This window comes from uncultured Slackia sp. (genome assembly GCF_959608125.1).
In the GTDB taxonomy this organism is placed as follows: domain Bacteria; phylum Actinomycetota; class Coriobacteriia; order Coriobacteriales; family Eggerthellaceae; genus Slackia.
This window is the reverse complement of sequence record NZ_CAUHPG010000001.1, coordinates 15,830-42,142: the sequence shown is the minus strand read 5'-3', so window position 1 is coordinate 42,142 and position 26,313 is coordinate 15,830. Positions and strand designations below refer to the sequence as shown.

The window sequence follows — 26,313 nt, the reverse complement described above, 5'->3', positions numbered from 1 at the left end:
GAACGGCTAGAAAAACGCCTGGATATACGCTTTAAGGGGTAATTTCCCCCCAAATGGGTGATACGTTTTTGCTATCCCTGTGAAGGATGTGTGTTAAAGTCATAGCTGTATCTCGCCTACGGTTTACCCATGGTTGCGCACCTGAGCTTTTCTCACGGCTCCTTCGCATCCCCTCCAGATCGTACACGGGATACGGAGGAAGAAAAGGAACATTGAGAAAGGGGGTATCCATGGCTGAGGAAACCAAGACCGACGTCGTTGCGACCGAAGAACCCGCCAAGGATGCCAAGCAGGCTAAGCAGGGCAAGAAGAAGTGGCCTATCGTCGTGGGCGTCGTCGCCGTGGTGCTCGTTGCCGCGGGCGCGGGCTTCTTCGTGTGGCATGAGCAGCCTAGCTTCTGCAATGCCATCTGCCATACTCCGATGGATGCATACGTCGAAACCTACATCGACGGCAGCCACGACAAGTACGGCAATGAGCTGACCGAAGAAGCTGACAAGAAGGCCATGATGGCTTATGCCCATGCCACCACTACCGAGGGCGACACCACCAACTGCCTCGGCTGCCACGTTCCCACCATGGGCGAGCAGATCACCGAAGGCATGCATTGGATCACCGGCAACTACGAGGTCGCCGGCGACAACAAGGTCGGCCAGACCATCCTCGAAGAGCGCGAGCTTTCCGATCTGGTCGAGGCCCGCGGCATCGCCGAGGACGAGTTCTGCCTGAACTCCGGCTGCCACCATGTCACCGACGACGGCACCGAGATCACCTCTCGCGCCGACCTCGAGGCTGCTACCGAGTCCCTCGACAAGGAGTACAACCCGCATAAGGCTCAGCATGGCGAGTATGCTTGCAGCCAGTGCCACAAGGCTCACAGCCAGTCCGTCAACTATTGCACCCAGTGCCACAGCAGCGCCGTCGTTCCCGACGGTTGGCTGAGCACCTCCCAGGCCAAGAAGCTCGCTACGCTGTAAGCTTTCGAGCTTTGCGAGTGCGCTGACGGTGCATGCTTCGCATGGTGAGACGCCGTCGAGGGGAACGCATACGTCGCCAGGCGTACTTTTCCCAGGAGATGTGTAACACGAAAGGGCCCGCCCGTTGGACGGGCCCTTTTGTTGGATAATCGTATGCTGGGCATAGACCCCGAAAATTCCGACTTCGCGTCACAAGGAGCAGGGAAATGAACACGAAAACCAAACGCAGGCTCATCGTGGTGACCGGCGTGATCGTCGTCGTCCTGGCGATCGTGCTGGCTGTCGTCGGCAGCGGCGGCGCCGCTAAAACGATATCGGTCGCCGAAGCGCTGAGCGGGTCCTACGACTCCGATCGTATCCAGGTTTCCGGCAATGTGGTCGATAATTCTTTTGCCACCGAAGACAATGTGCTCACCTTCGATATCTTCGATCCCGAAGGCGATGAATCCCAGACGTTGCGCGTCCGCTACGAGGGGGCTGCGTCCTCCACGTTCGGAAACGGCGTCACGGCTATCTGTACGGGCCGTCTGAGCACGTCGAACGGCGTTGAGTTGGTGGCAAGCGAATTGGTGACGAAGTGCCCGTCCAAGTATGAGAGCGCGACCGATGCCTTGACGGTCTCCCGCATGCTCGAGTACGGCGACAGCATCGTCGACACCACGGTCAAGCTGACCGGCACGGTGGTCGAGGGCACTCTGACTGCGGCTGGTTCCGGCGAGCCCCGCTTCGTGCTGGCCGACGGCACGGACGCCTCCGTTCAGGTCCCCGTCGAATTCGACGGCGCGCTGGCCGACGGCATCGTCGACGGAACCTCGGTCGTCATCACGGGATCTTTGTCCGCCTCCGGATCGTTTGTCGCGACCGACGTCGCGCAGGAAGGATAAGCGTTTATGTCGACCTTCGGATTGATAGCCCTCGTCGTCGCCTTCGCAGGCGTTGCGGTGTCTGTCGTCTGCCTGTTGGCGGGCCAGATTCTTCGCAAGATGGGCAAGCAGGGCGCAGCCTCCACTGCATCGTGGGGCGGATGCGTCGCCTCTATTCTGACCGCCGCCGCCCTCACGGTGTGCTGCGGCATCCTCGTGTATTGCTTCATGACCGGCGACATGTCGATCGAGTACGTGCTCATGGAGCATTCCGATGCCGACGGCATTCTGGGCGTGCTCTATCGCTTCAGCGGCTTGTGGGCCGGCCGAGAGGGCTCGCTGCTTTTCTGGGCGTGGCTCATCTCGATTTTCAACGCGGTCGTCGCGATGCGCGCCATGAAGAAGCTCGAGCCGCTCGATTGCATGGCCCTGTTCGTGTCCGACCTCGTTCTTACGGCCTTCGTCGCGGTCTGCCTGTTCTCTGAGAGCAATATGCCCTTCATCGCCACGGGCGCTCCCTATATCGATGCCGAAGGCAACCTGACCCCCATGGCATCCGCTCTCGGCATGAGCCCGTTGCTCGAGCATTGGGCGCAGGCCATTCATCCGCCTACGCTGTTCATCGGCTATGCCGGCCTGACCATTCCGTTCGCCTACGCGATCGCCGCCTTGATCGTCAACGATCCCAGCTCGAAGTGGGTCGAGCGCGCCACGCGCTACGCCATGTTCTCGTGGCTGTTCCTCGGCATCGGCATCGGACTCGGCGCCATCTGGGCCTACGTCGTGCTTGGCTGGGGCGGCTATTGGGCATGGGACCCGGTCGAGAACGCCAGCCTGCTTTCGTGGATGGTCGCGCTCGCGCTCGTCCATAGCTTCACGGTGTATCGTCAGCGCGGCGCGTTCAAGCGCTGGAGCATCATGTGCGCCGCCCTCGCTTTCGCTTTCGTGGTGGTGGGCACGTTCATCACGCGTTCCGGCATCGTGCAGTCGGTCCATGCTTTCGCGGGCGACCCCGTGTCGTTGACGCTGTTCGGCGGCCTGATCGCGGTGGCCGTGCTCGTGGGCGTGGTGGGCCTGCTCATCCGTTGGAAGTCGTTCAAGTCCGACGACACGATCGAATCCATGGCTTCCAAGTCGGCCGCGTACTACTTCAACAACGTGATCATGATCGTGTTCACGCTGGTGCTGGCCTACCTCACGGTGGCAAGCGCGCTGCCCAGCTTCCTTCCGTTCGGCGGCCAGGCCCTGTCCGCCGGCACCTACGACGCGATCGCGCGTCCGCTCGGCATCGTCTACTGCCTGATCATCGCCGTGTGCCCGCTGCTTGCGTGGAACAAGACCGACCGAGGCGAATTCCTGCGCCTTGCCAAGGTTCCTGCGATTTGCGCAGCGGTGCTTTTCGTCGCGCTGATGGCGTACTTCGTCACCACGCTGTATCCCGCCTATGACGCGATCATCCAGGCCGGTGCCGCCGAAGGCGCTTCCCAGGCCGCCATCGCCGCCGCCGACGATCTGCTCGCTCAGGGTCCCGTGTGGTACTACAACGGCCTTGCCGTGGTCGGCTTTGCCGTGGCCAGCCTGCTGTTCTTCAATACGTTGTTCATGATCGCCCGCGCCGCATCCAAGCGCGGCAAGGCCACGGGCAAAAACCCTGTGGTCGCCTTCTTCGGCATGCTCGGCGCCAATTCGGCGAAATACGGCGGCTACATCGCCCACTTCGCCATGTCGATCATCTTGGTGGGCCTGATCGGTTCGTCGATGTATGTCACCGAGAAGACGGGCTATATCGCCTTCGACGAGGAGAACGATACGGCCGAAAGCTTCGTGATTCAGAATTACGAACTGCGCTATACCAGCAACAGCGTCGAGACCATGGCCAATGGCGACGACGTGATCTACCAGGTCGAGTTCGACGTGTTCGACACCGAGGACGGGTCGTTCGTCGGCCACGTGTCTCCGTCGGTTCAGCTGGTTTCCTCCACGCAGCAGACCAAGCTCAATGCATCGGTCATCAGCCTGCCCACCGAGGACCTGTTCGTCGTCTATCGCGGCGTCAACCAGGCGGGCGACCTGTCTATGGACGTGCGCGTCAATCCGCTGGTAAGCTTTGCCTGGGTCGGTTTCGGCCTGCTGATGGCCGGCACAGCGATCGCGCTGCTCGGTCGCCGTCGCGAGCACCGCGACGTAGATAACGCGTAGCACGGCAAGCGCTTGTTCGCAGGCGCTTCGTTTTCAGAAGAAGGCATGTATGGCAGATGCTCTCGACATACGCAAGCTGACGAAAGTCTTCGGAGACAGAAAGGCCCTCGACAAGGTGACGTTCGCGTTGCCTGAGGGGGCTTTCCTCTCCATCTTCGGTCCGAACGGCGCCGGCAAGACCACGTTGCTTCGCACGCTTTCAACCTTGGCCCGACCTACGTCGGGCTCCATTCGCATCATGGGCGCCGATGCGAAAGAAGACCCCGATAAGGTGCGTGAGCACATCGGGCTCATTTCGCACAATTCCATGCTCTATCCGGATCTGACGGCTATGGAAAACCTCATGTTCGTCGCGCGCCTTTACGGTATCTGCGATCCCGAAGAGCGCGTTCGCGAGCTGCTGCGCGCGGTCGAGCTGGACCATCGCCGCTTCGACATGGTGCGTACGTTCTCGCGCGGCATGACGCAGCGCCTCTCGATCGCCCGCGCCCTGATCAACGATCCCGACGTGGTGTTCCTCGACGAGCCGTACGCGGGTCTCGACCCCCATGCGGTCGAAATCTTCGACACGCTGCTCGACAGCCTGCGCGAAGGCCGCACGTTCGTCATGGTGAGCCACGACCTGCAGAAGGGCTTCGAGGCCTGTACGCATGCGCTCGTGTTGGCGCGCGGCCGCGTGGTGGCGTTCGCTCCGAAGGAAGAGCTCGATTTCGAAGAGTTCAAACAGCTTTATCGCGATACCGTCGGAATGGGGGTGGCCTGATGACGCAGACGAAGCCGGCTATGAAGAAGCCGTCTACCTGGGCGCATTATGTCGCGCTGCTGAAGAAGGACCTTTCCCAGGAGCTGCACACCAAAGACATGCTCACCTCCATGGGCCTGTACGCGCTGCTGGTTCTGGTGGTGTACGGCGCCGCGCTGGCGCAGGCGGGAAGCGAGCTCGACGTGCTGCAGATGGCGGGCGGCCTTCTGTGGGCGGTCGTTTTGTTCACGAGCCTGCTGGGGCTCAATCGCTCCTTCTCGCACGAAAAGGAGCAGGGATGCCTCGAGGGAATCTTGCTGGTGCCCATGGACCGCTCGGTGATTTTTTTGGCGAAGGCCACGGCCAATCTGGTGTTTCTGCTCGTGGTCACGGCGGTCACCGTGCCGCTGTTCTTCTTTTTCTTCCTTGGCCAAGTGGGCGCTGCGCCTTCGTGGCCGCTCATGTTCGTGCCTCTGCTCGCAGGCACGGTCGGCATCGCGGGCGTAGGCACCATGCTTTCCACGATCACGATGAACACGCGCGGCAAGGACGTGATGCTTGCGGTGCTGTTCATTCCTCTGATGTTTCCGCTTTTATGGGCATGCGTGTCGGCCACGACGGTCGTGATGTGCGGCTCCGACGGATTCATGGAAACCTTCACCACGTCCATGGCTCTCGCGGGCGGATACGATGTGGTGATGATTCTGCTGTCATGGGTGCTCTACGACTTCGTGGTTTCGGCATAGGTCGGATTCGCGGGGGTTCTCCTTGCGGCATGCGACGCGGTTCATGCGATGGGCCGCGCCTTGAAAAGCGTCAGTAGCCGTTCGCGAACGGCATGGATGAAAGGATTTGTCGGATGGCCAATGAAAAAACGGCCGGCGAGCCGCGTGTGGGCGGACGTCTCGACGCCATAGCGCCGTGGGCGATCGCCATCGGCGCTATTCTGGCGACGATCGGCTTCGTGGTGAACTTCACCGTGGCCCCGCTCGTCAACGGCGCCACGGTCAGCGAACCCGCATTGATCGGCGGAACGCTGGTGGGCAATAAGCTCCTGCTTTCCCAGAAGATCTTCTACTGGCATATGCCGGTGGCCATGGTCAGCTTCACCGCACTCGTGTTCACCGCGTATTACAGCATTCGTTTCCTGATGACCAAACGCTATTGCTACGATGTGCGCGCTCGTCTCGCCACCGAGGTGTCGTTGATTTTCGTGCTGTGCACCATGGTCACGGGCGAGATGTGGACCCGCTTCGAGTGGGGCGTATGGTGGACGTGGGAGCCGCGTCTGACGACGTACTTCATTCTGATGCTCATGATCTTCGGCTACTTCATCCTGCGCAACGCCGTCGAAGATACCGAGCGCCGCGCCGTGTATTCGAGCGTGTTCGGCATCCTGATCTTCATCGACGTGCCGATTTGCTTTCTGATCACGCGCCTGATTCCCTCGAGCGTGCATCCGGTGATCTTCCGCACCGATTCGGGCCTTTCTCCCGAAATGCTTTTGCCGCTTTTGCTGTCGCTTTTCGGCTTCATGCTGATTGCGTTCGGTTTGTACCGCTTGCGTCTGCGCACGCAGCTTATGGAAGACACGCTTGCCCGTATCCAGGATAAATTGGAGGATTAACCATGGATCCCGTTTTGGCTGAAATCTATTCCACCGTGCTTGACGCGGCCCCCTTCGTGATCGCCGGCTATGCGCTTTTGTTCTTGGTGCTGTGCGGCTACGTCGTTTTCATCACCACGAAGCTCAAGCGCACCGAGAAGAAGCTCGCCGCGCTCGAAGAGCATGTGGACGAGCTGAAATAGCCTCGTCCATCGGCATCGCAACGTATTCGCCGAAGGCCGCCTACGAAAAAGGCGGCCTTCGGCGTTTCGTGGTTACCGGGCGAAAACTCGCCGTGTTCGGCGGCGCGGCTTGCGGGCAGATAGTAGAATACTGTCCGTCATGCATACAAAACATCGTTTTCGCCGTCCGTCGAGCGCCGCGAAAGCCCCTTCGGGCCGTCGCGGCTTCCCGGGCCGCATCGTGCGAAGGCGCGCCGAAAGACAGGAGATATCCGCATGAAGGCATTGATTCCCGCCGCCGGCATGGGCACCCGCTTCCTTCCCGCTACGAAGGCCCAGCCGAAAGAAATGCTGCTGGTCGTCGACCGTCCCGCCATCCAATACGTGGTGGAAGAGGGCCTGGCGTCGGGCGCCGACGAGGTGGTCATCATCAATAGCCGCGATAAGAAGTCGATCGAAAAGCACTTCACGCCCGACCCCGAGCTCGAAGCCACGCTGCGCGCCAAGGGCAAAGACGCCTTCGCGGACGCCGTCAAGCACGCAGGCGAGCTCAATGTGTCCTACGTCTATCAGGACGAGCCTCTGGGCCTGGGGCATGCGATCCACTGCGCGGCCGACGCCTGCCAGGGCGAGCCGTTTTTCGTGTTGCTGGGCGACGTGCTCGTCCCCGATAACGCCATCTGCCCCAAGATGCTTGAAATCTCCGAAGCCCATGGCGGCGCATCCGTGATCGCCGTGCTTCCCGTTCCCGACGACCAGGTGAGCCGTTTCGGCATCATCGCGGGTTCCGAGGTCGAAGAAGGCGTGTGGAAGGTCGACGGCCTGGTCGAAAAACCCAAGCTGGAAGACGCTCCGTCCAACCTGTCGGTGTTCGGCCGCTATTTGCTGAGCCCGCGTGTCATGGAGCTTCTCGCGGACGTGCAGCCCGGCGTCGGCGGCGAGATCCAGCTCACCGACGCGCTCGATGCGGTGCTGCGCGAAGAGGAGATGTACGCGCTCGTCATTTCCGAGGAGGACGGTTTCGACACGGGCACCGTCGAAAGCTGGCTGGCCGCGAACAACGCGCTGTACGCGCGCAAACAGGCCGCTCAGGCGTAGGACGAAGCGCCCGCGGCGCATTCGGATAGGATGGAAGAAGGGAAGAACGTGACTTTCAATGCATTTTCGGGAGCGGCAGGGCAGGACTTCTCCGACCTGCTGAGAAGCACGGCGCAGCCTGCGCGTCCGCGAGGCGGCGTTTCTGCTGCTGCGGCTGGCTTTTCCGCCGAAGAGCTCGAGAGCGTGACGGGGCCCGAGCGTCGCTGGTCCTGGGTGGAAATCGACCTTTCCTCGATCCGCCATAACGTGCAGGTTGCCAAGCGCCGCCTGTCTCCCGGCTGCCGCCTGATGGCCGTGGTCAAGGCTAACGCCTACGGTCACGGCGCCGTCCAGGTGGCGCGCACGGCTCTTTCCGCCGGCGCCGCCCAGCTTGCGGTTGCCACGGTGAACGAGGGCATCCAGCTGCGCCGCGCGGGCATCGAGGCTCCTATCCTGGTGCTTTCCGAGCCGCCTGCATCGGCCATTCCGCTGCTTTTGCATCACGACCTCATGCCGTCGGTCTATACCACCGAGTTCGCGATCGCCTACGGCGAGACGGCCGACCGCATCGGCGTGCGCGCTCCGTTCCATCTGGCGGTCAATACGGGCATGAACCGCATCGGCGTTCGTTTCGACGAGGTGCTCGAGTTCCTTCACAGCATCGCGTTCCATCGCGCTCTCGAACAGATGGGCACCTTCACTCATTTCGCCACGGCCGACTGCGCCGAAACGCTCGATTTCAACATGCAGCTGCGCCGCTTCAAGGAAACGGTGGCGGCCATGCGCGCGGCGGGCATCGACCCCGGCCTGGTGCATTGCGCCAATTCGGCCGCCATTCTGCGTTATCCCGAAACGCATATGGACATGGCGCGCCTGGGCATTTCCATGTACGGATTCCATCCGTGTCCCGAAACACGCGGCTACTTCGACCTGCGTCCTGCCATGAGCGTGCATGCGCGCATCACGGCGGTGAATACGCCTCCCATGAGCGAAGGCGTCAGCTACGGCATGAACTATCGCAGCACGGGCAGCGTGAAGATCTGCGCGATTCCCGTGGGTTATGCCGACGGCTATCCGCGCGCGTTGTCGAGCCGCACCTCGGTGGTCTATGCGGGCCATCTATGTCGTCAGGTGGGCAACATCTGCATGGACCAATGCATGTTCGAAGTCGACCTGCGCAGCCATGGCACGCATCGCAGGCTCGACCCCCATGTCGGCGACGAGGTGCTGCTGGTGGGCGCCCAGAACGGCGCCGCCGTATCGATCGAAGACCTCTGCGACGCGGTGGGAACCATTCCTCATGAGCTGTGCTGCGCTTTGTCCCTGCGAATGCCGAAGGTGTATCTGCGATGACCGTTATCAGCGAACATTTCGCCACGATAGTCCCGCAAGAAGGCGAGTCATCGGAGCTGCTGCTGGCCGATATCGCCGACCAGATCGCCGCATGCCGCAAATGCGAGCTGTGCGAAGGGCGGGTGAACGTGGTGCCGGGTTTCGGCAACCCTGAAGCACGCGTCATGCTGATCGGCGAAGCTCCCGGCAAGAACGAGGACCTGCAGGGCCGTCCTTTCGTGGGGGCTGCGGGCAAGTATCTTACCGAGCTGCTGGGCTATGCGGGCTTGACGAGGGAAGACGTGTTCATCGCGAACGTGCTCAAATGCCGTCCGCCTTCGAATCGCAATCCTCGTCCTGACGAAATCCAGCTCTGCACGCCGTTTCTGCGCGACCAAGTACGCGCGATCGGTCCCGAATATCTGGTCACCATGGGCAACTTCGCCACGAAGTTCATCCTGAAAACAGAGCGCGGCATCACGGGGCTGCACGGAAAGCCCGTCATGGCGGGCCGCTTCACCGTGTATCCGGTATTCCATCCGGCCGCCGCTATCTACGATCGCAGCAAGCGCGATGCGCTCCAAGCCGATTTCACGGCGCTGGGCGAGCGTTTGAAGGCATCGCGTTAAAACGAACGATAACCCCAGGCCATATGCGATATGGACGCACGGTCGACTGCGGTCGGCCGTGCGTTTTTTATCGTCGCGAACAAATTAGTCTATAAAATAATTTGATAATCAAACTAAAAGAGGTATACTTTCGCTTCGCTGTCCTTGCGAGAAAGGAACCCATTATGAAAATCGCCCTTGTCACCGACTCGACGTGCGACTGGCCTTTCGCCGATTACGCCGCGCGCGACGTGTCCATGGTCCCCCTGAGCATCGGCTTCGGCGACAAGTCGCTTCTCGATCAGGTGGAGCTTTCGTCCGACGGATTCTGCGACTTGCTTGAAAACGCGGACTCCGGCCTGCCCACCACCTCGCAGCCTTCGCCCGGCGCATTCTCCGAGCTTTTCGACGATTTGGCCGCACGCGGTTACGATGCGGCGCTTTGCATGCATATCGGTTCGAAGCTTTCGGGTACGGTGCAGTCGGCGTCGATCGCGGCGTCGCAGGCTCCGATCGATGTGCGCGTGATCGACACGAGGCTGGCGGCTTCGGCGCTCGGCATCGCGGTCGATCAGGCATGCCGTTTGCGCGATGCGGGGGTCGACGATATCGACGAGCTTGAACGCCTCGTGGGCGAGGCGTGCGCGAACACCAAAATCTTGCTGATCCCCGAAACGCTCGACTCGCTTGTGCGCGGCGGCAGGCTCCCGAAGGAGACGGCCGACAAGATGGGCATGCTCAATGTGCGCGCCTTGCTGACGATCGACGAGACGGGAAGCGTGGTATTCTTCGACAAGGCCCGCGGCTCGAAAGGCGCGATCGCGCGCTGCATCGAGGTTCTCGAAGAGAGCGCTGCACAGAACGGTCCGCTTGACGTTCGCTACACCCATGTGCGCAACGCCGCTGCGGCCGAAAAGCTCGCGGCTGCCATCGAGGCGTCGAACGCCGAGGTCGCAAGCGTGCATGCCGATATATGCGGCGCCACGATCGCGACTCATCTGGGCTTGGGGGCTTGGGGCGTCGCCATGGCGCCGCGCGTGGGGTAAGGCACGAAAGGGGGATTTCTATGACGGAGACAGCGCAGCGTCGCCGCCATGTGAACGATCTGCTGGTGGAGACGTTCAACAGCATTCTGCGCGTCGAGGAAAACGTCGTGCGCAACCGTCTGACCGAGGGGCTCACTATATCCGAAGTGCATACGATCCATGCGATCGGCCTTCATGGGTCGAGCCCGATGAACGTCATCGCGGCACGGCTCGACGTGACGCTCGCCACGTGCACTACTGCGGTAGGAAAGCTCGTGACCAAGGGTTTCGCCGAACGCTCGCGCAGCGATGCGGACCGCCGTCAGGTGCTGGTGTCGTTGACCAAGGAGGGCAGGCAGGCCTATCGCGTGCACGAGCTCTTCCATAAGGAAATGGTCGATGCGGCTTTCGCCGATCTGACCGAGGAAGAGGAAGCGGTGCTTGTCAGGGCGCTGACCAAGGTCAAGGACTTCTTCGAAGAGCCTGGCGACTAACAAGGAATCGATGCGGGGTTCGCCCCGCTTCTTTTCGGCATAAAAAAGCTAAGACTATCAAACAATCAGAAAGGCGAATTAAAAATGGAGACCATCGAAATCGTGAAATCCGTTCTGCAGGACAACCTGGACATCGATCCCGCCGACGTGACGGCCGAGTCCACGTTCGAGACGCTCGGCGTCGACTCGCTCGACATGGTCGAGCTGGTGTGCGACCTGGAAGATCGCTGCGACATCGAGTTCGGCGAGCCCGACGGCCTTGCCACCGTGGGCGGCCTGGTCGACTACATCGAGTCTCTGCGTTAGGCGTATCGCATGAATACGCGTGTGACCGAGCTTTTCGGGATCGAGCATCCGGTGGTTCAGGGCGGCATGGCGTGGGTGGCCGACGGCAGGCTCGCAGGGGCGGTTTCGGCCGCGGGCGGCCTGGGCATCGTGGCCTGCGGCGCCGCGCCCTTGTCGTGGATCGAGGAGCAGATCTCGATCGCTCGCTCGCTGGCGCCGGACGCTCCCGTGGGCGCCAACGTGATGATGATGAATCCCGACGTCGAACGCGTCGCCGACCTTCTGGCGCGCCTGCATGTGGACGTGATCACGACGGGTGCGGGCAGTCCTTCCCGCTTCATCGAACGTTGGAAAGACGTCGGCGTGAAGGTGGTGCCGGTGGTGGCCCAGGCGGCCATGGCGGCTCGTATGGAACGCCTGGGCGCCGACGCCGTGGTGGCCGAGGGCTGCGAGGCGGGAGGCCATATCGGCGAGACGACCACCATGGCGCTCGTGCCGCAGGTCTGCGACGCGGTGAGCATCCCGGTGATCGCGGCGGGCGGCATCGGCGATGCGCGCACGGCTGCGGCCGCACGCGTCCTGGGCGCCGAAGGCGTGCAGGCGGGCACGAGGTTTCTTACGGTGGAGGAATGCAACGTGTCCGAAATCTATAAGGACAAGGTGCTGCGCGCCAGGGATTCCGACACCATCGTGACCGGCCGCGCGACCGGACACCCCGTGCGCGGCTTGAAAAACCCCTGGTCGCGATCGATGAAGGCGCTTGAGCGAACGGCAGCCGACGCGACGGAGCTGGAAGGCATGTATGCGGGTTCGCTTCGCCGCGCCGTCGAAGGCGACGCCGAGGGCGGCTCGTTCATGGCGGGTCAGGCGGCGGGCCTGGTGAAGGCGCGCGGCTGCGCGGCAGATGCAGTGCGCGAGCTTTCCGCAGGCTTCGCCGCGGGCGATGCGAGCGCGCGGGCGGTTGCGGCGTTACGCGAAGGGGGCGAGGCTCGTGGGTAGACTTGCCATCCTGTGCAGCGGGCAGGGTTCCCAAAAACCCGGCATGGCCGCGGCGTTTTCGGGCCGTCCCGAACTGGACGAAGTGTTCGAGGCCGCATCGGACGTGTGCGGTTTCGACGTGCGCGCGGCCTGCGGCGACGAAGCCGCCCTGGCCGATGCGCTGAAGGTGCAGCCCGCCCTGTGCGCCGCCTCTATCGCCGCCGCGCGTGCTTTGGAGGCCGAAGGCGTTGCGGCCGATGCGACGGCGGGCTTTTCGCTCGGCCAGGTCGCCGCGCTCAATGTGGCGGGCATGCTGTCGCTTGAAGATACGTTCTCGCTGTGCGCCGTCCGTGCGCATGCCATGGCCGAAGCCGCCGCCGCGACCCCAGGTGCCATGTGCGCGCTCATGGGGGCCGACGACGAATCGGTCCGTGCCTTGATCGAAGACGCATCCCGCGGCGCCGTGCTGGTGGCCGCCAACTACAATGCGCCCGGCCAGATCGTGGTCTCGGGTGAACGCGATGCGGTCGTTCGGGCGGCCGAGGCGTGGCGCGGACCCGGCCGCCGCGCGAGCATGCTGGCCGTGGCGGGCGCGTTCCACAGCCCGCTCATGCGGCCCGCCGCCGATGCGCTTGCATCGTTTCTCGAGGGCATGCGCTTCGACGAGCCGCGCATCCCTTTGATCTGCAACGTCGACGCGCGCCCTCTTCGTGCCGCCGAAGCAGCCGATCACATGATTCTCCAGGTGACTTCGCCCGTGCTGTTCGACCGCAGCGTCGCCGCTTTGCGAGAGGCGGGCGTGGACGCCTACGCCGAATGCGGAAGCGGGGCCGTGCTGTGCGGGCTCGTGCGCAGGACGCATAAGGAAGCGGCCCGTTTCCGCATCGAATCGACCGACGATGCCCGCGCGCTCGCAGCGCAGCGCGACGCGGCTCGTCAGTGAAAGGGACCCCAATGACACAGATGCAAACCGTCCGTCGCCATGCCGTGGTGACGGGGGCGTCGCGCGGCATCGGCGCCGCCGTGGCGCGCAGCCTCGCGGAAGCGGGCATGGACGTCGCCGTGAACTATGCGAGCGCGTCGAGCCGGGCGGCCGCCGAGGCTCTTGCGTGCGAGCTGGCGCGCGAATACGGCGTGCAGGCGTATGCGGCCCGTGCCGACGTCTCGTCGTCGGAGCAGGCCGAGGCCCTCATCGCGGGCGCCGTCGAGCGCTTCGGCGGCGTGGACGTGCTGGTGAACAACGCGGGCGTGACCAAGGACAGCCTGATGATGCGCATGAAGGAGGACGACTTCGACCGCGTGCTCGCCGTGAATCTCAAAGGCACGTATAACTGCTGCCGCGCAGCGGTGGGGCGCATGGCGAAGGCCCGCTTCGGGCGCATCGTCAACATGAGCAGCATCGTCGGCGTGCGCGGCAACGCGGGCCAGGCCAACTATGCGGCTTCGAAAGCGGGCGTCATCGGCCTGACTCGTTCGCTTGCCATGGAGATCGCCTCGCGCAACGTGACCGTGAACGCCGTGGCACCCGGCCTCGTGGAGACCGATATGACCGATGCCATGAGCAATCGCGCGAAGGAGGCGGCGCTCGAGCGCGTGGCGTCCAGGCGCATGGGGAGGCCCGAAGAGGTGGCCGCCGTGGTGGCGTTTCTTGCGGGCGAGGAAGCTAGCTATGTGACCGGCCAGGTCATCGGCGTGGACGGAGGAATGTCGCTATGACGGATACCAGAAAGCCCGACGGCACGCATCGCGTCGCCATCACCGGCGTCGGGGCGCTCTCGCCCGCAGGCGTCGGCGTGGACGCGCTGATGGAGGCAGTGAACGAAGGTCGCCGCTGCATCGCGCCGATCACGCGCTTCGACACGCAGGGCTACCCGGCAACCCTGGCGGCCGAAATCCCCTCGTTCGACGCTCAGGCATGCGGCCTGACGAAGAAGGAGGCGCGTCGATTCGCCCCGTTCGTTCAGTATGCGATCATAGCCGCCGACGAAGCCATGGCAAGCAGCGGTCTTTCGATGCACGAGGAAGACCCCACGCGTGTGGCTTGTGTGTGGGGAAGCGGCATCGGCGGCCTGTTCGAGTTCGAGGCGGGCTGCAAGGCTCTGCACGAGCGCGGGCCCAAGAAGGTGAGCCCCCTGTTCATCCCCACGATGATCGAGAACATGGCGGCGGGCAACCTGTCGATCCGCTACGGCATGAAGGGCGATTGCCTGAGCATCGTCACGGCCTGCGCTACCGGCGCGCATTGCATAGGCGAGGCCTACCGCTTGGTTCGTCACGGCTACGCCGATGCGGCGCTTGCGGGCGGCAGCGAGGAATCCATCTCGCCGGTGTGCCTGGCAGGTTTCGGCAACCTGGGCGCGCTGTGCACCTCCGACGATCCCGACGCGTCGGCCATGCCGTTCGATGCGAACCGCAGCGGCTTCGTGCCGGGCGAGGGAGCGGGCGCGCTCGTGCTGGAATCGTTCGAGCACGCGATCGCGCGCGGCGCGCGCATCATCGCCGAGGTCGCAGGGTTCGGTTCCACGGGCGATGCCTATCACATGACGGCTCCCGAACCGAGCGGCGAAGGCGCCGTCCGCGCGATGCGCATGGCGCTTGACGAGGCCGGTTTCGAACCGGGCGACGTGGGGCATCTCAACGCTCACGGCACGTCCACGAAGGCCAACGATGCTATGGAGGCGGCGGCCGTCGCGGCGCTATGGGGCGCCGATGCGCAGCTGCCGGTCACCTCGGTGAAAGGGACCGTCGGCCACATGATGGGCGCGGCGGGCGCTATCGAGGCGATCGTGTGCGCCTTGTCGGCGGTGCGCGGCACGGTGCCGCCGACCGCGGGCACCCGCGAAGTCGATCCGGCCTGCCCGGTCAATGTGGTGATGGGCGCGCCGCTACCCACGGGGCGGCAGGCTGTGGCGCTGAGCAACTCGCTCGGCTTCGGCGGTCATAACGCTTCGCTCGCCCTGGCTCCCTTCGAAGGCTAGCCCGCAGCCGTCGCCGCCGCTTCGCGCGGCGGCGCGCGGGCCGCGAGCGTCCGACAGACGGCGTTTCCCTTGCGGCGCCTGTCGGACGCTCGCGTTCGCTTCTCACGGTGCGCGACCTTGCTTGCGAGGGTTTCGCGCGCGATGTTTCGACCAAGGAAGAAGGTCTTTCATGGAACTGACGTATCCCGCCGGCCGCGACGCGGTGCTGGCCATCCTGCCGCATCGCGACCCCTTCGTCTGGGTGAGCCGCATCCTGTCGTGCGAACCCGGCGTCCATATCGTGGCCGAATTCGACGTCGACCCTGCGTTGCCGCTGTTCGCAGGGCATTTCCCCGAACACCCCGTGCTGCCGGGCGTCATCGTGATGGAGGCGCTCGCCCAAGCGGCTTCGTGCTGCGTGCTGCTGGCGGGCGACGACTGCGGCAAGGTCGGTTTCCTGACGGGCATCGACAAGGCGAAGTTCCGCCGCCAGGTGCGTCCGGGCGACACGCTGCGCCTCGAGGCGCGCATCGTGAAGTCGTCCTCGCGCATGTGCGTCGCCGAAGTGGAGGCGCGCGTCGACGACCGGCCGGCCGCGACGGCGGTGCAGAAATACGTGATGGCCTAAGGAGTTTCGATGCGTCGGAAAAAGTCCGATTACATAGTGATGCCGAACGTCGAGGGCGGTCCCGCGTGCGAGAGCCTGTTCGAGCTTGCGCGCAAAGGGTTCTCGTGCGCGCTGGTCGTGGACGGCCGCCATGCGTTCGACGAGGTTCCCGCGGCGGTCCGGTCGGTGGGCCTGCGCACGGCGGTCGCCTACACGCAGGATATGGCCGCAAGCCCGCGCCTGTCGCTGGCCGAGCAGTGCGTGAGCATCGGCGAGCGGGCCGATGGCGGCGCGTTCGACGACGCCTACCTGGTCTTGGCGGCCGCTCAGTCGGCCGGCGCCGATCTGGTGCTTCTGGTCGATTCGCCGCTCGCCGGCGATGTCGACTTCGTGGGCATGGCGCGCGGCGAAGGTCTCGGGGTGTATGCGGTCGATGCCGAGCGCGTGATCGCAGGCGCGTTCGGCGGCATGACCGCCGCCTGGCGCTCGTGCGCGTGCGCCATCGGCCTCGTGCGTCCGGTGGACGAGCAGTCGTGGCGCCGTTGTCCTGCGTGCGGCGGCATCTTCGCGGCCCATGCGGTGTTCGCGGCGCAGGAGACGTGCCCGCGCTGCGGCCTGCATTTCCGCATGACGTCGCGCCAGCGCTTCGACCTGCTGTTCGACGCGGGGACGGTCGAGTCGATCGACGATATCGACGAAGGCGGAGACCCGCTCGATTTTCCAGGCTACGCCGAAAAGCTCGCTTCCACGCGCCTGAAGACGCGCCTGTCCGAGGCGGTGTCGTGCGCGCGCGGCCGCATCGCAGGCATGCCCGCCGTGGTCTGCGTGATGGATTCGACGTTTTTCATGGGGTCGATGGGCCGCGTGGTGGGCGAGCGCATCGCCCGTGCGGCCGACCGCGCCACCGGCGAGGGCCTGCCGCTTGTGATTTTCTGCGCATCGGGCGGCGCGCGCATGCAGGAAGGCCTGGTCTCGCTCATGCAGATGGCGAAGGTATCCTGCGCCATCCGCCGCCATACTGATGCGGGTCTGGCGTACCTGTCGGCGGTCACCGACCCCACGACGGGCGGCGTGACCGCGTCGTTCGCCATGCAGGGCGACGTGGTGTTCGCCGAACCGGGAGCGCTCGTGGGCTTCGCCGGCCGCCGCGTGATCCAGGACACCACGGGCGAAACGCTGCCCGACGGATTCCAGACGGCCGAGTTCGCCCTCGAACACGGCCTGATCGACGCGGTAGTCGACCGCGCGTCGCTGCGCTGCACGGTGGCTGCGCTGCTGGCGCTTCTGGGGGCGGGCGCGAAGGGAGCGCCGTGTTCCGTGACGGGCCCCGATGCGCTGGCCCGCGCGTTGCAGGAGGCGCCCTCGGCCCATGAACTGCGCGTCATGGAGGAGCGCGGCACCGCCGTCGCGCCGTCCGTCGAGGCGTGGGATTCGGTCCGCGCCTCGCTGCGTGCGCATCGTATCCTGGCTCCTGCATCGCGCACGGCGGCGCACGCCCGCGCTGCGACGGATGCGTCTGCCAATCCGGCGTGGCGCAGCGTCCAGGCTGCGCGCGACACGCATCGTCCCACGGCGTTGCACTACCTGTCGTTCATGGTGGACGGATTTATCGAACTGCACGGCGACCGTGCGTTTTCCGACGATGCGGCGGTGGTCGCGGGCATCGGATGGGTATCGGGCCGCGCCGCCGTGATCATCGCGCAAGAGAAAGGCGCCACGCTCGACGAGCGCGTCCGGCGTAATTTCGGCTGTCCGCAGCCCGAAGGCTATCGCAAGAGCATGCGGGCCATGGATCTTGCACGGCGCTTCGGCTTGCCGGTGGTTTGCCTGGTAGACACGCAGGGCGCGTTTTGCGGCAAGGAGGCCGAAGAGCGCGGCCAGGGCAATGCCATCGCCGAGAACCTGGCATGCCTGGCGGGCTTGCCCGTGCCTGTGGTGACGGTCATCGTGGGCGAAGGCGGCTCGGGCGGCGCGCTCGCGCTCGCGCTTTCCGATGCGGTGGCCATGCAGGAGCACGCGGTGTATTCGGTGCTGTCGCCCGAGGGATTCGCCTCGATTCTGTGGAAGGACCGCTCGCGTGCCCCCGAGGCCGCGGCGGCCATGCGCATGAACGCCTACGAGATCTTCGAGATGGGGATCGTGGACACGGTGCTCGAGGAAGGCGAGGGCACCGCGAGCGAGAACCCGGTGCTCGCGGCCGATGCCGTGCGCCGCTACGTCGAACGCAAGCTCGACGAACTGTGCGTGCTCGATGGGGCCGAGCTGGTGAATCGCAGGCAGAGGCGTTTCGCCGCATTCTAGAAATCGCGCCGCCTGGCGGTTTTGCGCATATTGCCGCGGCCGTGGTCGTATCGCCCTATAATACGCAGGCCGAGCCGCGAGGTTCGGCCTCGTAACGAACAGAAGCGACGCGCCGCCGAAGCGTGCGCGCGAGGGGAGCGATAGATGGCAGAAAATAACGCGGCGCCTTCGAAATCGGACGGCCGCTACGATTTCGATCCCAAGGAATATCTCCAGCAGGGTGCCTGGCGCGACGTGCGCCTGGGGCTGCATCGTACCGAGGAGCTGCTCGAGCGCCTCGGCCGTCCGCAGGACCGCCTGAAGATCGTGCATGTGGCAGGTACGAACGGCAAGGGTTCGACCTGCGCCTTCATCGCGTCCATCCTGCAGGAGGCGGGCTATAAGACGGGTTTGTTCACGTCGCCCTATATCCTGCGCTTCAACGAACGCATTCAGGTCGATCGTCGCGACATTTCCGACGAAGATCTGCTGGAGGTGGCGGCCGACGTGCGCGAACAGGCGCTGACAATGGATGAACAGCCCACCGCGTTCGAGTTGATCACGGCGGCTGCGTTGCTTCATTTCGCGCAGCAGGGCTGCGGTGCCGTGGTGCTCGAGGTGGGCCTGGGCGGCAGGCTCGATTCCACGAACGTGGTCACGCCCGAGGTCTGTGCGATCGCGCCCATCTCGCTCGACCACACGCATGTGTTGGGCGACACGGTCGAAAAGATCGCGTACGAAAAGGCCGGCATCATCAAGCCGGGCATTCCTGTGGTGTCGCATCGCCAGCCTGAAGACGCGCGTCGCGTGATCGAGCAGGCCGCCCACGCCGCCGGCGCCCCGCTGACCTATCCCGACTTCTCGGCGGTCGAATCGCATGCTGAAGGCCTACATCAGGTGTTTTCCTACGGAGACATCCGCGACGTTTCGCTGCGTATGGCGGGCGTCTACCAGCCCGGCAACGCCGCGGTGGCCGTGGAGGCGGCCAAGGTGCTGCGCACGCGCGGCTTCGCCATTTCCGACGACGCCATCAGGCGCGGCCTGGCGGCGGCGCATTGGCAGGGGCGCTTCGAGGTGGTCGACGAACACCCCGTGACGATCGTCGACGGCGGCCACAACGAGCAGGGGGCCGCCGCGTTGGCGTCTTCGCTGCGCACGTACTTCCCCGAAGGCGGCGTGGTGTTCGCCATGAGCGTGCTGCGCGATAAGAACTATCGCGCCATGATCGAAGACGTGCTGCCCCTCGCGCGCGCCTTCTATTGCTTCGAGCCGCCCGACAACGAACGCGCTCTGGCGGCCGACGATTTGGCCGAAGCCATCCGCGCCGCGGCCGACGAACGCGCCGGCGATTTTTCCACCTGCATGGCGGCCCCGCAGGCCGTCGCCTGCTCCACGCCGCGCGAAGCGGCGCTCGCCGCCCGCGCCGCTGCGGGCGAAGACGGCGTGGCCTGCTGCTTCGGATCGCTGTATTCCATCCAGGAAATCATGGCGGCGATCGAAGACGACAAACGCGCCGCCGCTCGATAGGCGCTTCCATGCATCATGCCGCCCGGTCCGCGCTTGGCAGGCCGGGCGGTTCGCGTATCGGGGTGCGAACCCCGCGCACGAAAAAGGCCGCCCGCGTGATTGCGCGAGCGGCCTTCGTGCATGCTGTCGGGGCTCGGTTCTAAGCGCGGCCTTCCAGAACGGCCGCCACCTTTTCGGGATCGAGCTGATGGATCGGGACGACGGGTTTGGGAGCGCGGTCGAAATCGCCCAGGAGCTTTTCGTAGTGCGCCACATCGCGCCACTGGCCCAGTTTGAAGCCCACGTTGTCCATGACGCCCACCAGACGAAAGCCCATGGCCAGGTGCAGCTTGTCGCTTTTCTCGTTGGGCTCGGTCACCTTGCCGTGGGCGCTGCGCACGCCCTGCATCTCGAGCAGCGTGAGCAGGCGGTCGTACAGCGCGCGGCCCAGTCCGCGGCCGCGGCAGTCTTTGGACAGGTAGACCGAAAGCTCGACGGCCCAGGCATAGGCCTCGCGCGTGAACAGGCGGCTCGCGTAGGCATAGCCTACGGGCACGCCGTCTTCCTCGCACACGATGTAGGGATACAGGCAGATGCGCTCTTCGATGCGCTTGCGGAATTCGTCGACGTCGGGACAGGTGCATTCGAACGTAATGGACGTGTCCACGTACGGCGCATAGATCGCCTGCAAAGCCTCGGCGTCGTCGGTGGTGGCAAGACGGTACGTGTACACGGGTTCGTTCATAGTGCTCCTTTCGAAAGCCTCTGTCTGTCGGCGTTGTGGAATCGCGAAGCGCGCCTCGGTCCTCGAGGCGGTCGGTCGATATGCGCGAACAGGTGAAATACAGCTGAAATGCTTGATAGTGCAGCGCATTTTACACCCAAAACCGGCATGACGGCATGGGAAGCGGAGTTTTTCGAAGGAAGAGGGAGCGTGTTTACGCGAAGGAAAAAGACGTGAAGAAGCCTCGCCCCCGGCCTAAGGATGAACCCACCTAGACAAGGTGGGTGCTCGCAACGTGCTGCAAAGCTTTCGTGTCGACAGACGCGAATCCCTGTATTCACGCGTAATCTAGAGCTCCCTGAAGTAATGCATCGGTCCATCGCAAAATGACGGCTTCGGAAGCAAGGCTTGGCTCGAGTATATACGACGCAATCGTGAAAGATACCCCTTGACATGAAAACCGGATTGCGGGTCCTGCTGCCTGCCGCGCATCGCATCTTCGTCGTTTCCGTCTGTATACAAAGCGGTGTCATTCGCGGGCGGCTTAAGGCCCTGCGCTACAATGTGGCCGTGCGAAGTCGCGTATCAGGGGGAGGGGATGTTCATGGCACGTGCGAAGAATTTCGTGCAGCTCGTTCGCGACGGCTTGAAAGACACCACGTCGGCCGCCCGTCTGCGTGAAATCACGAAAGTCCTGCGCCGCACCGAGGTATCGCGCGGCCTGACCCCGGAAAAGCTCGTCACGCTGCTCGAAGAGCTCGGCCCCACGTTCATCAAGTTGGGCCAGATCCTTTCCTCGCGCTCGGATATGCTTCCTCAGGAATACTGCAACGCGCTGCAGACGCTGCGCAGCTCTACCACGCCCGAGCCGTTCGAACACGTGGTCGAACGGCTCAAGGCAATCTATGGCGACGATTGCATGAGCGTGTTCTCCGATTTCGACGAAGAGCCGCTCGGGTCGGCCTCGATCGCCCAGGTATACAAGGCGCATCTCGTCGAAAACGGCGCCGCGGTCGCGGTAAAGGTCAGGCGCGACCACGTCAAAGAAGACATGCAGCGCGACATCCAGCTCATGCGCCGCGCTGCCGACCTGCTGAATCTGACCGGTTCGACGGTATTGGCAGGCGTCGATATCGTCACCGTGATCGATGAATTCGACCGTACGGTGCGCGAAGAAATCGACTTCACGGTAGAGCGTGACAATCTCCTGCGTTTCGCCCGCGGCGTGCGCGGCGAGAAAGGCGTTTCGTCCCCCGCGGTCTATCCCGGCTATTCCGACGAAACGGTGCTCGTCATGGAGTTCGTCGAAGGCATCTCGCTCGAGCATGTGGACGAGCTGAAGAAGGCCGGCTACAACCTGCGCGATATCGGCGACCGTCTGGCGAATTCCTATATGCATCAGATGGTGGACACGGGTTTTTTCCACGCCGATCCGCATGCCGCCAACGTGATCGTGCGCCCGGCGCTTACCGAAGAGGAGCGCGCCGAGGGCAAGAAGGACCGCGGCGAAGTGGTCTGGATCGACTGCGGCATGATGGGCGAGCTGTCTCCGCATGAACGAGGCCTGTTCTTCGACATGATGAAGGCCATGGTGTTCAAAGACGGCCATGCGCTGACCGACCTGTTCATCGAATGGGGAAGGGTGAGCGACGCGCCGGGCAAGAAGCTCGATTACGGCAGGCTTTTGCAGGAACTCACCACGCTCGTGAACCGCTACGCCGCCGAAGACGCCTACTCGATGGACATCGCGGCGCTGCTCAACGACATCATGTCGATTCTGGACACGGCCAATGTGATCATGCCGCGCAGCTTCGTCATGCTGGTGCGCGGTCTGGCGTCGCTGCAGGGAACGCTTTTGTCGCTGACGCCCGAAATCAGCATCCTCAAGGTGGTCGAAACCTATATCAAGCAGCGCGGAACGAAGCGCTTCGACCCCGTCAAGGAAGTGGAAACGCGCACCATGGCGGCGGTGGCTGCGGCCGATAAGGCCGTCGAAATTCCCGGGCGTGTGGTGAATGTGCTCGACATGGCCGAAAAAGGCCGGCTCAAGCTGGGGTTCGATCTGGCCGAAGCCAACCAGCCCATGGAAAAGCTCGGGCATATCGTCGACCGCCTCAGCCTGGCGATCATCACGGCGGGCCTGTTCATCGGATCGTCCATGATCTATTCCACGGATATGCAGCCGCAGCTGTTCGGCGTGCCGATCATCGGCTTCTTGGGGTATTTCGGCGCGGCGGTGCTGAGTCTCTACATCATCTATAAGATCCGCAAGGGCTGCTAGCCGCGCAGCATCCCTCGTAACCGAACAGGTGTTCTTATATAATGGAGACAGAGCAAGCGAAGCGGCGTCCGCATGGCGCCGTTTCTTGAACCTGGAACGCGGGAGCGCATCGTATGGACACCCTTTTCACCGAAATAGAAAACGCAGCGAAATTCGCGGCCGCGCCGCTTGCCGTGCGTATGCGCCCGCGCACGTTGGACGAGTTGGCGGGCCAGCAGCATGCGGTCGGCCCGGGCAGCTGGTTGTTCGCGGCGATCAAGTCGGACACGCTGTCGTCGGCCATCCTGTTCGGTCCTGCCGGAACGGGCAAGACGAGCATCGCGCACATCGTGGCCGAAAGCACGCGCGCGGCCTTCGTCGAGGTGTCGGCCATCGGCGGCACCGTGTCCGACCTGCGTCGCGAAATCGCCGCCGCTGAAAAGCGCTTGCTGGTCAACGGCATGCGCACCATCCTGTTCGTCGACGAGATCCATCGCTTCAATCGCAGCCAGCAAGACGCGCTGCTCCACGCGGTCGAAGACCGCACGGTCATCCTGATCGGCGCAACTACCGAAAATCCTTATTTCGAAGTGAATTCCGCGCTCATCTCTCGTTCGCGCGTCATCGAGCTGCGCTCGCTTTCCGATGAAGACATCGTTTCGATCGTCGAGCGTGCGCTCGACGACGAGCGCGGCCTCAAGGGCGAATTCGCGCTCGACCCCGATGCGCTCGACTCGATCGTGAACCTTGCGGGCGGCGATGCGCGCAACGCGCTCACCACGCTCGAGCTGTCGGCGGGTCTGGCGCGCGAGCAGGCGTCGTCGGGCGGTCAAGCGCAGCTCCCGTTCGCGATTACGGCCGATATGGTCGAGCTCGCCACCCCGCATCGATCGTTGCCGTACGACAAGAACAAAGACATGCACTACGACGTGATCAGCGCGTTCATCAAATCGATGCGCGGAAGCGATCCCGACGCCGCGCTGTATTGGCTCGCACGCATGATCGACGGCGGCGAAGACCCCAAATTCATCGCGCGCCGCATCTTCATCCTGGCAAGCGAAGACATCGGCAATGCCGACCCCCAGGCTCTCTTGGTAGCCGAAGCGGCGTTTCGTGCGGTGGAGGTGATCGGCCTGCCCGAATGCCGTATCAATCTGGCCCAGGCGGTCACCTACATGGCGCTCGCTCCGAAGAGCAACGCGGCCGAGGCGGGTATCGACGCCGCCCTGGCCGAGGTGCGCCGCGGGCCGCGCCGCGACGTGCCCAGCTATCTTCGCGACAGGCATCGTCCTGGCTCCGAAGACTACGGGCGGTACCGCTATCCGCACGATTATCCCGGGCACTGGGTCGACCAGCGCTATCTGCCCGAAGGCCTCGAGCGCGGCTGCTTCTACCACCCCAGCGAAAACGGTTGGGAACACTATCGTGTAGAAGCGGTCCGTCGCGATCGGGCCCGTCGCGATCAGTGATACACTTCAGGTTCGGCAAGACCCGATATATCAAGGGAGATGGATTATGGATACGTCAATCATTTCCGAGGTCGTGCTTCCGCTCGTCTTCGTCGGCGTGGGCGCGGTTCTGATCTGGTTCTTGGTGGAGGCCATTCAGTTCCTTCGTCGCACCCGCACCACGGTCGAGACCATGGAGGCGCAGATCACCCCCATTCTCAAAGATGTCCAGGAGATAACCGACAGCATCAAGCCCGCCGTCGACAAGGTCGATCCGCTCGTCGAGCGTGTTTCGCTGGCAGTCGATGCGGCGAACCTCGAAATCATGCGCCTCGACGGCATCCTCGAAAACGTCGATAGGATCGCCGAAACCACGGCAAGCGCCGCCAGCGCCGTCGATACCGTGGCCAACACGCCGCTCAAGCTGGTCGAAAGCGCTACGGAAAAACTGCGCGACGCCTTTGCGGCCCGCAAGGCTTCCGACGAATCCGCTTCGCTCGCGGCCTCTGCCGAAGCTTCCAAGGCGTCGTCGATCGCCGCAGGCCCCCAGGACGACGCCGCTTCCGGCGCCGCCGTCAAGCATGCCGGCACCGAGGCGCCCGAAGGTTCCGGCGAAAACTATTTCACGTACGCTTCCAAGGAGGAGTAATCCCTTGCAGGAGAATCGCGATTCCCAAGCGAAAGACGCAGGCGCGCACCGTACCGACGATGCGCGCCGTCATTTTTATCAGGTATGGATGCTCGTCGGCGCGGCCGTGGTGCTCTACGTCCTGGGCTTCGTGCTCGATGTGCTCGCCATGCCCGTGGCCATTCTGGCGTGGACGATGGTCATCGTCTTGTGCCTTCGCGGCCCCGTGGGCAAGCTCGAGAGCCTCGGCATTCCGCGCGTCTTCGGAACCGCTCTTTCGTATGCGGGGACGGCCGTGGTGCTCGGCATTCTTCTGGGCGTCATGTTCTCGCCTGCATCCGGCATAGCCGAACAGTTCTCCGATATGCTGGCAGGCCTTCCCGGTTACGTGCAGGGCGTGATCGACTGGGCGAATCGCCTCTATGAGCAGTACGCCGCCGTTTTGCAGAACGAGTCGGTGCGCGATTGGCTCAATTCGGCCGCCGAGGCGCTCACGTCGTGGGCCTCGGCCACGGCGCGCCTTTCGGCCGACGGCGTGCTCGGCTTCGGCACGGGCATCGTCAACTCGGCCATGGTGATCGGCTTCGCGCTGGTCGTGGCGTTCTGGATCCTTATGGAGCTTCCCGCGATCGGCCGCGAGGCGAAGCGTCTCGTTCCCGAAAGCCGTACGCAAGAAGCCGAGATGCTGCATCTCACGTTCACGCGCGTGATGGGCGGCTACATCAAGGCGACGCTCATCCAATGCTTCCTGATCGGCCTGGTGTGCGGCGCAGGCTTCTGGGCCATCGGCATTCCCAATGCCGCGGCGCTCGGCCTGATCACGGGCGTCATGAACATCATTCCGGTGGTCGGTCCGTGGATCGGCGGCGCGGCAGCCGCGGTGGTCGGCCTGTTCGTGAGTCCTTGGGCGGCCGTGCTGGCGCTCGTGCTCACCATTTTCGTGCAGCAGTTCGTCTACACGTTCATCTCGCCGAAAATCATGTCTGATTCGGTGGATGTGCATCCGGCGCTCGTCATCGTGGCGCTGTTCGTAGGCAGCGCGGTGGGCGGCGCCATGGCGGGCCTGATCGGCAGCGTGGTGGGCATGCTGCTTTCCATCCCGTTCGCCGCCATCGCCAAGTCGGTATTCGTCTTCTACTACGAGAAACGCACGGGTCGCCAGGTGGTTTCCGAGGACGGCGTGTTCTTCAAGGGAACGCCCACGCGCCTTGCCTCCGATGAGAGCCTGCCCGATGCCGTGGCAGACGCCGTCGCGCCCGCCCGTCCGAAATCGTCCTCGCGCCTCGCTCCGTCGTCGATCGTCGCCCGTTTGCGCGGCGGGGGCGGGTCTTCTTCGGGCTCTTCGGATAAGCGCGAAGACGAAAAGCGCTAAGGCGTTCGTGCTTTTCGCGACTCGAATTTTCGGCCGCGCCGCGTATTATTTCCGAATAATCCGTAAATTGAGGGGAATGCAGGCCGCTGCCGTTCGCGCGCGGCCTGCATTTTGGCTATTATTTCGCTGTTCAAGAAAAGCGGCGCATCGGCGCCGATACATG

The 26,313-nt window shown here is 63.8% G+C and carries 25 protein-coding genes; 24 read left to right on the top strand and 1 reads right to left on the bottom strand.

All coding sequences use genetic code 11. The features are described from left to right. Positions 1-230 precede the first annotated feature (230 nt). The 20 genes from Q6E04_RS00190 (at position 231) to Q6E04_RS00095 (ending at position 19,739) form a co-directional block, all read left to right on the top strand. Positions 231-977 (top strand): cytochrome c3 family protein, encoded by a 747-nt coding sequence (locus Q6E04_RS00190; RefSeq protein WP_303248827.1) that lies wholly within the window; start codon positions 231-233, stop codon positions 975-977. Positions 978-1,183: 206 nt separating this feature from the next. Then, positions 1,184-1,861, top strand: a complete 678-nt coding sequence (locus Q6E04_RS00185) for a cytochrome c maturation protein CcmE (RefSeq protein ID WP_303248826.1) — start codon at positions 1,184-1,186, stop codon at positions 1,859-1,861. Between the two features lie 6 nt (positions 1,862-1,867). Further along, positions 1,868-4,039, top strand: a complete 2,172-nt coding sequence (locus Q6E04_RS00180) for a heme lyase CcmF/NrfE family subunit (protein WP_303248825.1) — start codon at positions 1,868-1,870, stop codon at positions 4,037-4,039. A 49-nt stretch (positions 4,040-4,088) separates the two neighbouring features. Further along, positions 4,089-4,802, top strand: a complete 714-nt coding sequence (locus tag Q6E04_RS00175; protein ID WP_303248824.1) for an ABC transporter ATP-binding protein — start codon at positions 4,089-4,091, stop codon at positions 4,800-4,802. Then, positions 4,802-5,527: a heme exporter protein CcmB gene (locus tag Q6E04_RS00170; RefSeq protein ID WP_303248823.1), complete on the top strand. Its 726-nt coding sequence runs from the start codon at positions 4,802-4,804 to the stop codon at positions 5,525-5,527. Before Q6E04_RS00175 ends, Q6E04_RS00170 begins: the two co-directional genes overlap by 1 nt. Positions 5,528-5,640: 113 nt before the next feature. Further along, positions 5,641-6,408 carry a cytochrome c biogenesis protein gene (gene ccsA / locus Q6E04_RS00165; RefSeq protein WP_123197768.1) on the top strand — a complete coding sequence of 256 codons (768 nt, stop codon included), beginning with the start codon at positions 5,641-5,643 and terminating at the stop codon, positions 6,406-6,408. Positions 6,409-6,410: 2 nt separating this feature from the next. Beyond that, a complete protein-coding gene (locus Q6E04_RS00160) occupies positions 6,411-6,590 on the top strand; it encodes a hypothetical protein (protein ID WP_123197767.1) in 180 nt (59 codons plus the stop codon). A 255-nt stretch (positions 6,591-6,845) separates the two neighbouring features. After that, positions 6,846-7,667: a UTP--glucose-1-phosphate uridylyltransferase gene (locus Q6E04_RS00155; protein ID WP_303248822.1), complete on the top strand. Its 822-nt coding sequence runs from the start codon at positions 6,846-6,848 to the stop codon at positions 7,665-7,667. A 48-nt stretch (positions 7,668-7,715) separates the two neighbouring features. Continuing rightward, a complete protein-coding gene (gene alr / locus Q6E04_RS00150; protein WP_303248821.1) occupies positions 7,716-8,999 on the top strand; it encodes an alanine racemase in 1,284 nt (427 codons plus the stop codon). Beyond that, positions 8,996-9,607, top strand: a complete 612-nt coding sequence (locus Q6E04_RS00145; protein WP_303248820.1) for a uracil-DNA glycosylase — start codon at positions 8,996-8,998, stop codon at positions 9,605-9,607. The genes alr and Q6E04_RS00145 overlap by 4 nt, the downstream gene beginning before the upstream one ends. Positions 9,608-9,771: 164 nt before the next feature. Beyond that, positions 9,772-10,632: a DegV family protein gene (locus Q6E04_RS00140; protein WP_303248819.1), complete on the top strand. Its 861-nt coding sequence runs from the start codon at positions 9,772-9,774 to the stop codon at positions 10,630-10,632. A gap of 20 nt (positions 10,633-10,652) precedes the next feature. After that, positions 10,653-11,105: a MarR family winged helix-turn-helix transcriptional regulator gene (locus Q6E04_RS00135; protein ID WP_303248818.1), complete on the top strand. Its 453-nt coding sequence runs from the start codon at positions 10,653-10,655 to the stop codon at positions 11,103-11,105. 84 nt (positions 11,106-11,189) lie between these two features. Continuing rightward, the gene (locus Q6E04_RS00130) at positions 11,190-11,411 is read left to right on the top strand and encodes an acyl carrier protein (RefSeq protein ID WP_303248817.1); all 222 of its coding nucleotides are present in this window, start codon (positions 11,190-11,192) and stop codon (positions 11,409-11,411) included. A 9-nt stretch (positions 11,412-11,420) separates the two neighbouring features. Then, positions 11,421-12,389: a nitronate monooxygenase gene (locus Q6E04_RS00125; RefSeq protein ID WP_303248816.1), complete on the top strand. Its 969-nt coding sequence runs from the start codon at positions 11,421-11,423 to the stop codon at positions 12,387-12,389. Continuing rightward, positions 12,382-13,311 (top strand): ACP S-malonyltransferase, encoded by a 930-nt coding sequence (locus tag Q6E04_RS00120; protein ID WP_303248815.1) that lies wholly within the window; start codon positions 12,382-12,384, stop codon positions 13,309-13,311. The genes Q6E04_RS00125 and Q6E04_RS00120 overlap by 8 nt, the downstream gene beginning before the upstream one ends. Positions 13,312-13,322: 11 nt before the next feature. Then, positions 13,323-14,084: a 3-oxoacyl-[acyl-carrier-protein] reductase gene (fabG, locus tag Q6E04_RS00115; RefSeq protein ID WP_303248814.1), complete on the top strand. Its 762-nt coding sequence runs from the start codon at positions 13,323-13,325 to the stop codon at positions 14,082-14,084. Then, positions 14,081-15,346 carry a beta-ketoacyl-ACP synthase II gene (gene fabF, locus Q6E04_RS00110; protein ID WP_303248813.1) on the top strand — a complete coding sequence of 422 codons (1,266 nt, stop codon included), beginning with the start codon at positions 14,081-14,083 and terminating at the stop codon, positions 15,344-15,346. Before fabG ends, fabF begins: the two co-directional genes overlap by 4 nt. A 169-nt stretch (positions 15,347-15,515) precedes the next feature. Further along, positions 15,516-15,953, top strand: coding sequence for a 3-hydroxyacyl-ACP dehydratase FabZ (fabZ, locus tag Q6E04_RS00105; protein WP_303248812.1), 438 nt, complete (start codon positions 15,516-15,518; stop codon positions 15,951-15,953). 9 nt (positions 15,954-15,962) lie between these two features. After that, positions 15,963-18,233, top strand: coding sequence for an acetyl-CoA carboxylase, carboxyltransferase subunit beta (accD, locus tag Q6E04_RS00100; RefSeq protein WP_303248811.1), 2,271 nt, complete (start codon positions 15,963-15,965; stop codon positions 18,231-18,233). 144 nt (positions 18,234-18,377) lie between these two features. Further along, positions 18,378-19,739: a folylpolyglutamate synthase/dihydrofolate synthase family protein gene (locus Q6E04_RS00095; RefSeq protein WP_303248810.1), complete on the top strand. Its 1,362-nt coding sequence runs from the start codon at positions 18,378-18,380 to the stop codon at positions 19,737-19,739. A 139-nt stretch (positions 19,740-19,878) separates the two neighbouring features. Here the strand turns inward: Q6E04_RS00095 and Q6E04_RS00090 are convergent, their stop codons facing one another. After that, the gene (locus Q6E04_RS00090) at positions 19,879-20,463 is read right to left on the bottom strand and encodes a GNAT family N-acetyltransferase (protein ID WP_303248809.1); all 585 of its coding nucleotides are present in this window, start codon (positions 20,461-20,463) and stop codon (positions 19,879-19,881) included. A 583-nt stretch (positions 20,464-21,046) separates the two neighbouring features. Between Q6E04_RS00090 and Q6E04_RS00085 the strand changes: the two genes are divergently transcribed. The 4 genes from Q6E04_RS00085 (at position 21,047) to Q6E04_RS00070 (ending at position 26,150) form a co-directional block, all read left to right on the top strand. Next, complete coding sequence (locus Q6E04_RS00085) at positions 21,047-22,723, top strand: AarF/ABC1/UbiB kinase family protein (protein ID WP_303248808.1); 1,677 nt, start codon at positions 21,047-21,049, stop codon at positions 22,721-22,723. Between the two features lie 113 nt (positions 22,724-22,836). After that, on the top strand, positions 22,837-24,171 hold the full coding sequence (locus tag Q6E04_RS00080) for a replication-associated recombination protein A (protein WP_303248807.1): 1,335 nt from the start codon (positions 22,837-22,839) through the stop codon (positions 24,169-24,171). Positions 24,172-24,217: 46 nt separating this feature from the next. Continuing rightward, positions 24,218-24,799 (top strand): DUF948 domain-containing protein, encoded by a 582-nt coding sequence (locus tag Q6E04_RS00075; protein ID WP_303248806.1) that lies wholly within the window; start codon positions 24,218-24,220, stop codon positions 24,797-24,799. Between the two features lie 4 nt (positions 24,800-24,803). Beyond that, on the top strand, positions 24,804-26,150 hold the full coding sequence (locus tag Q6E04_RS00070; protein WP_303248805.1) for an AI-2E family transporter: 1,347 nt from the start codon (positions 24,804-24,806) through the stop codon (positions 26,148-26,150). Positions 26,151-26,313: the final 163 nt, after the last annotated feature.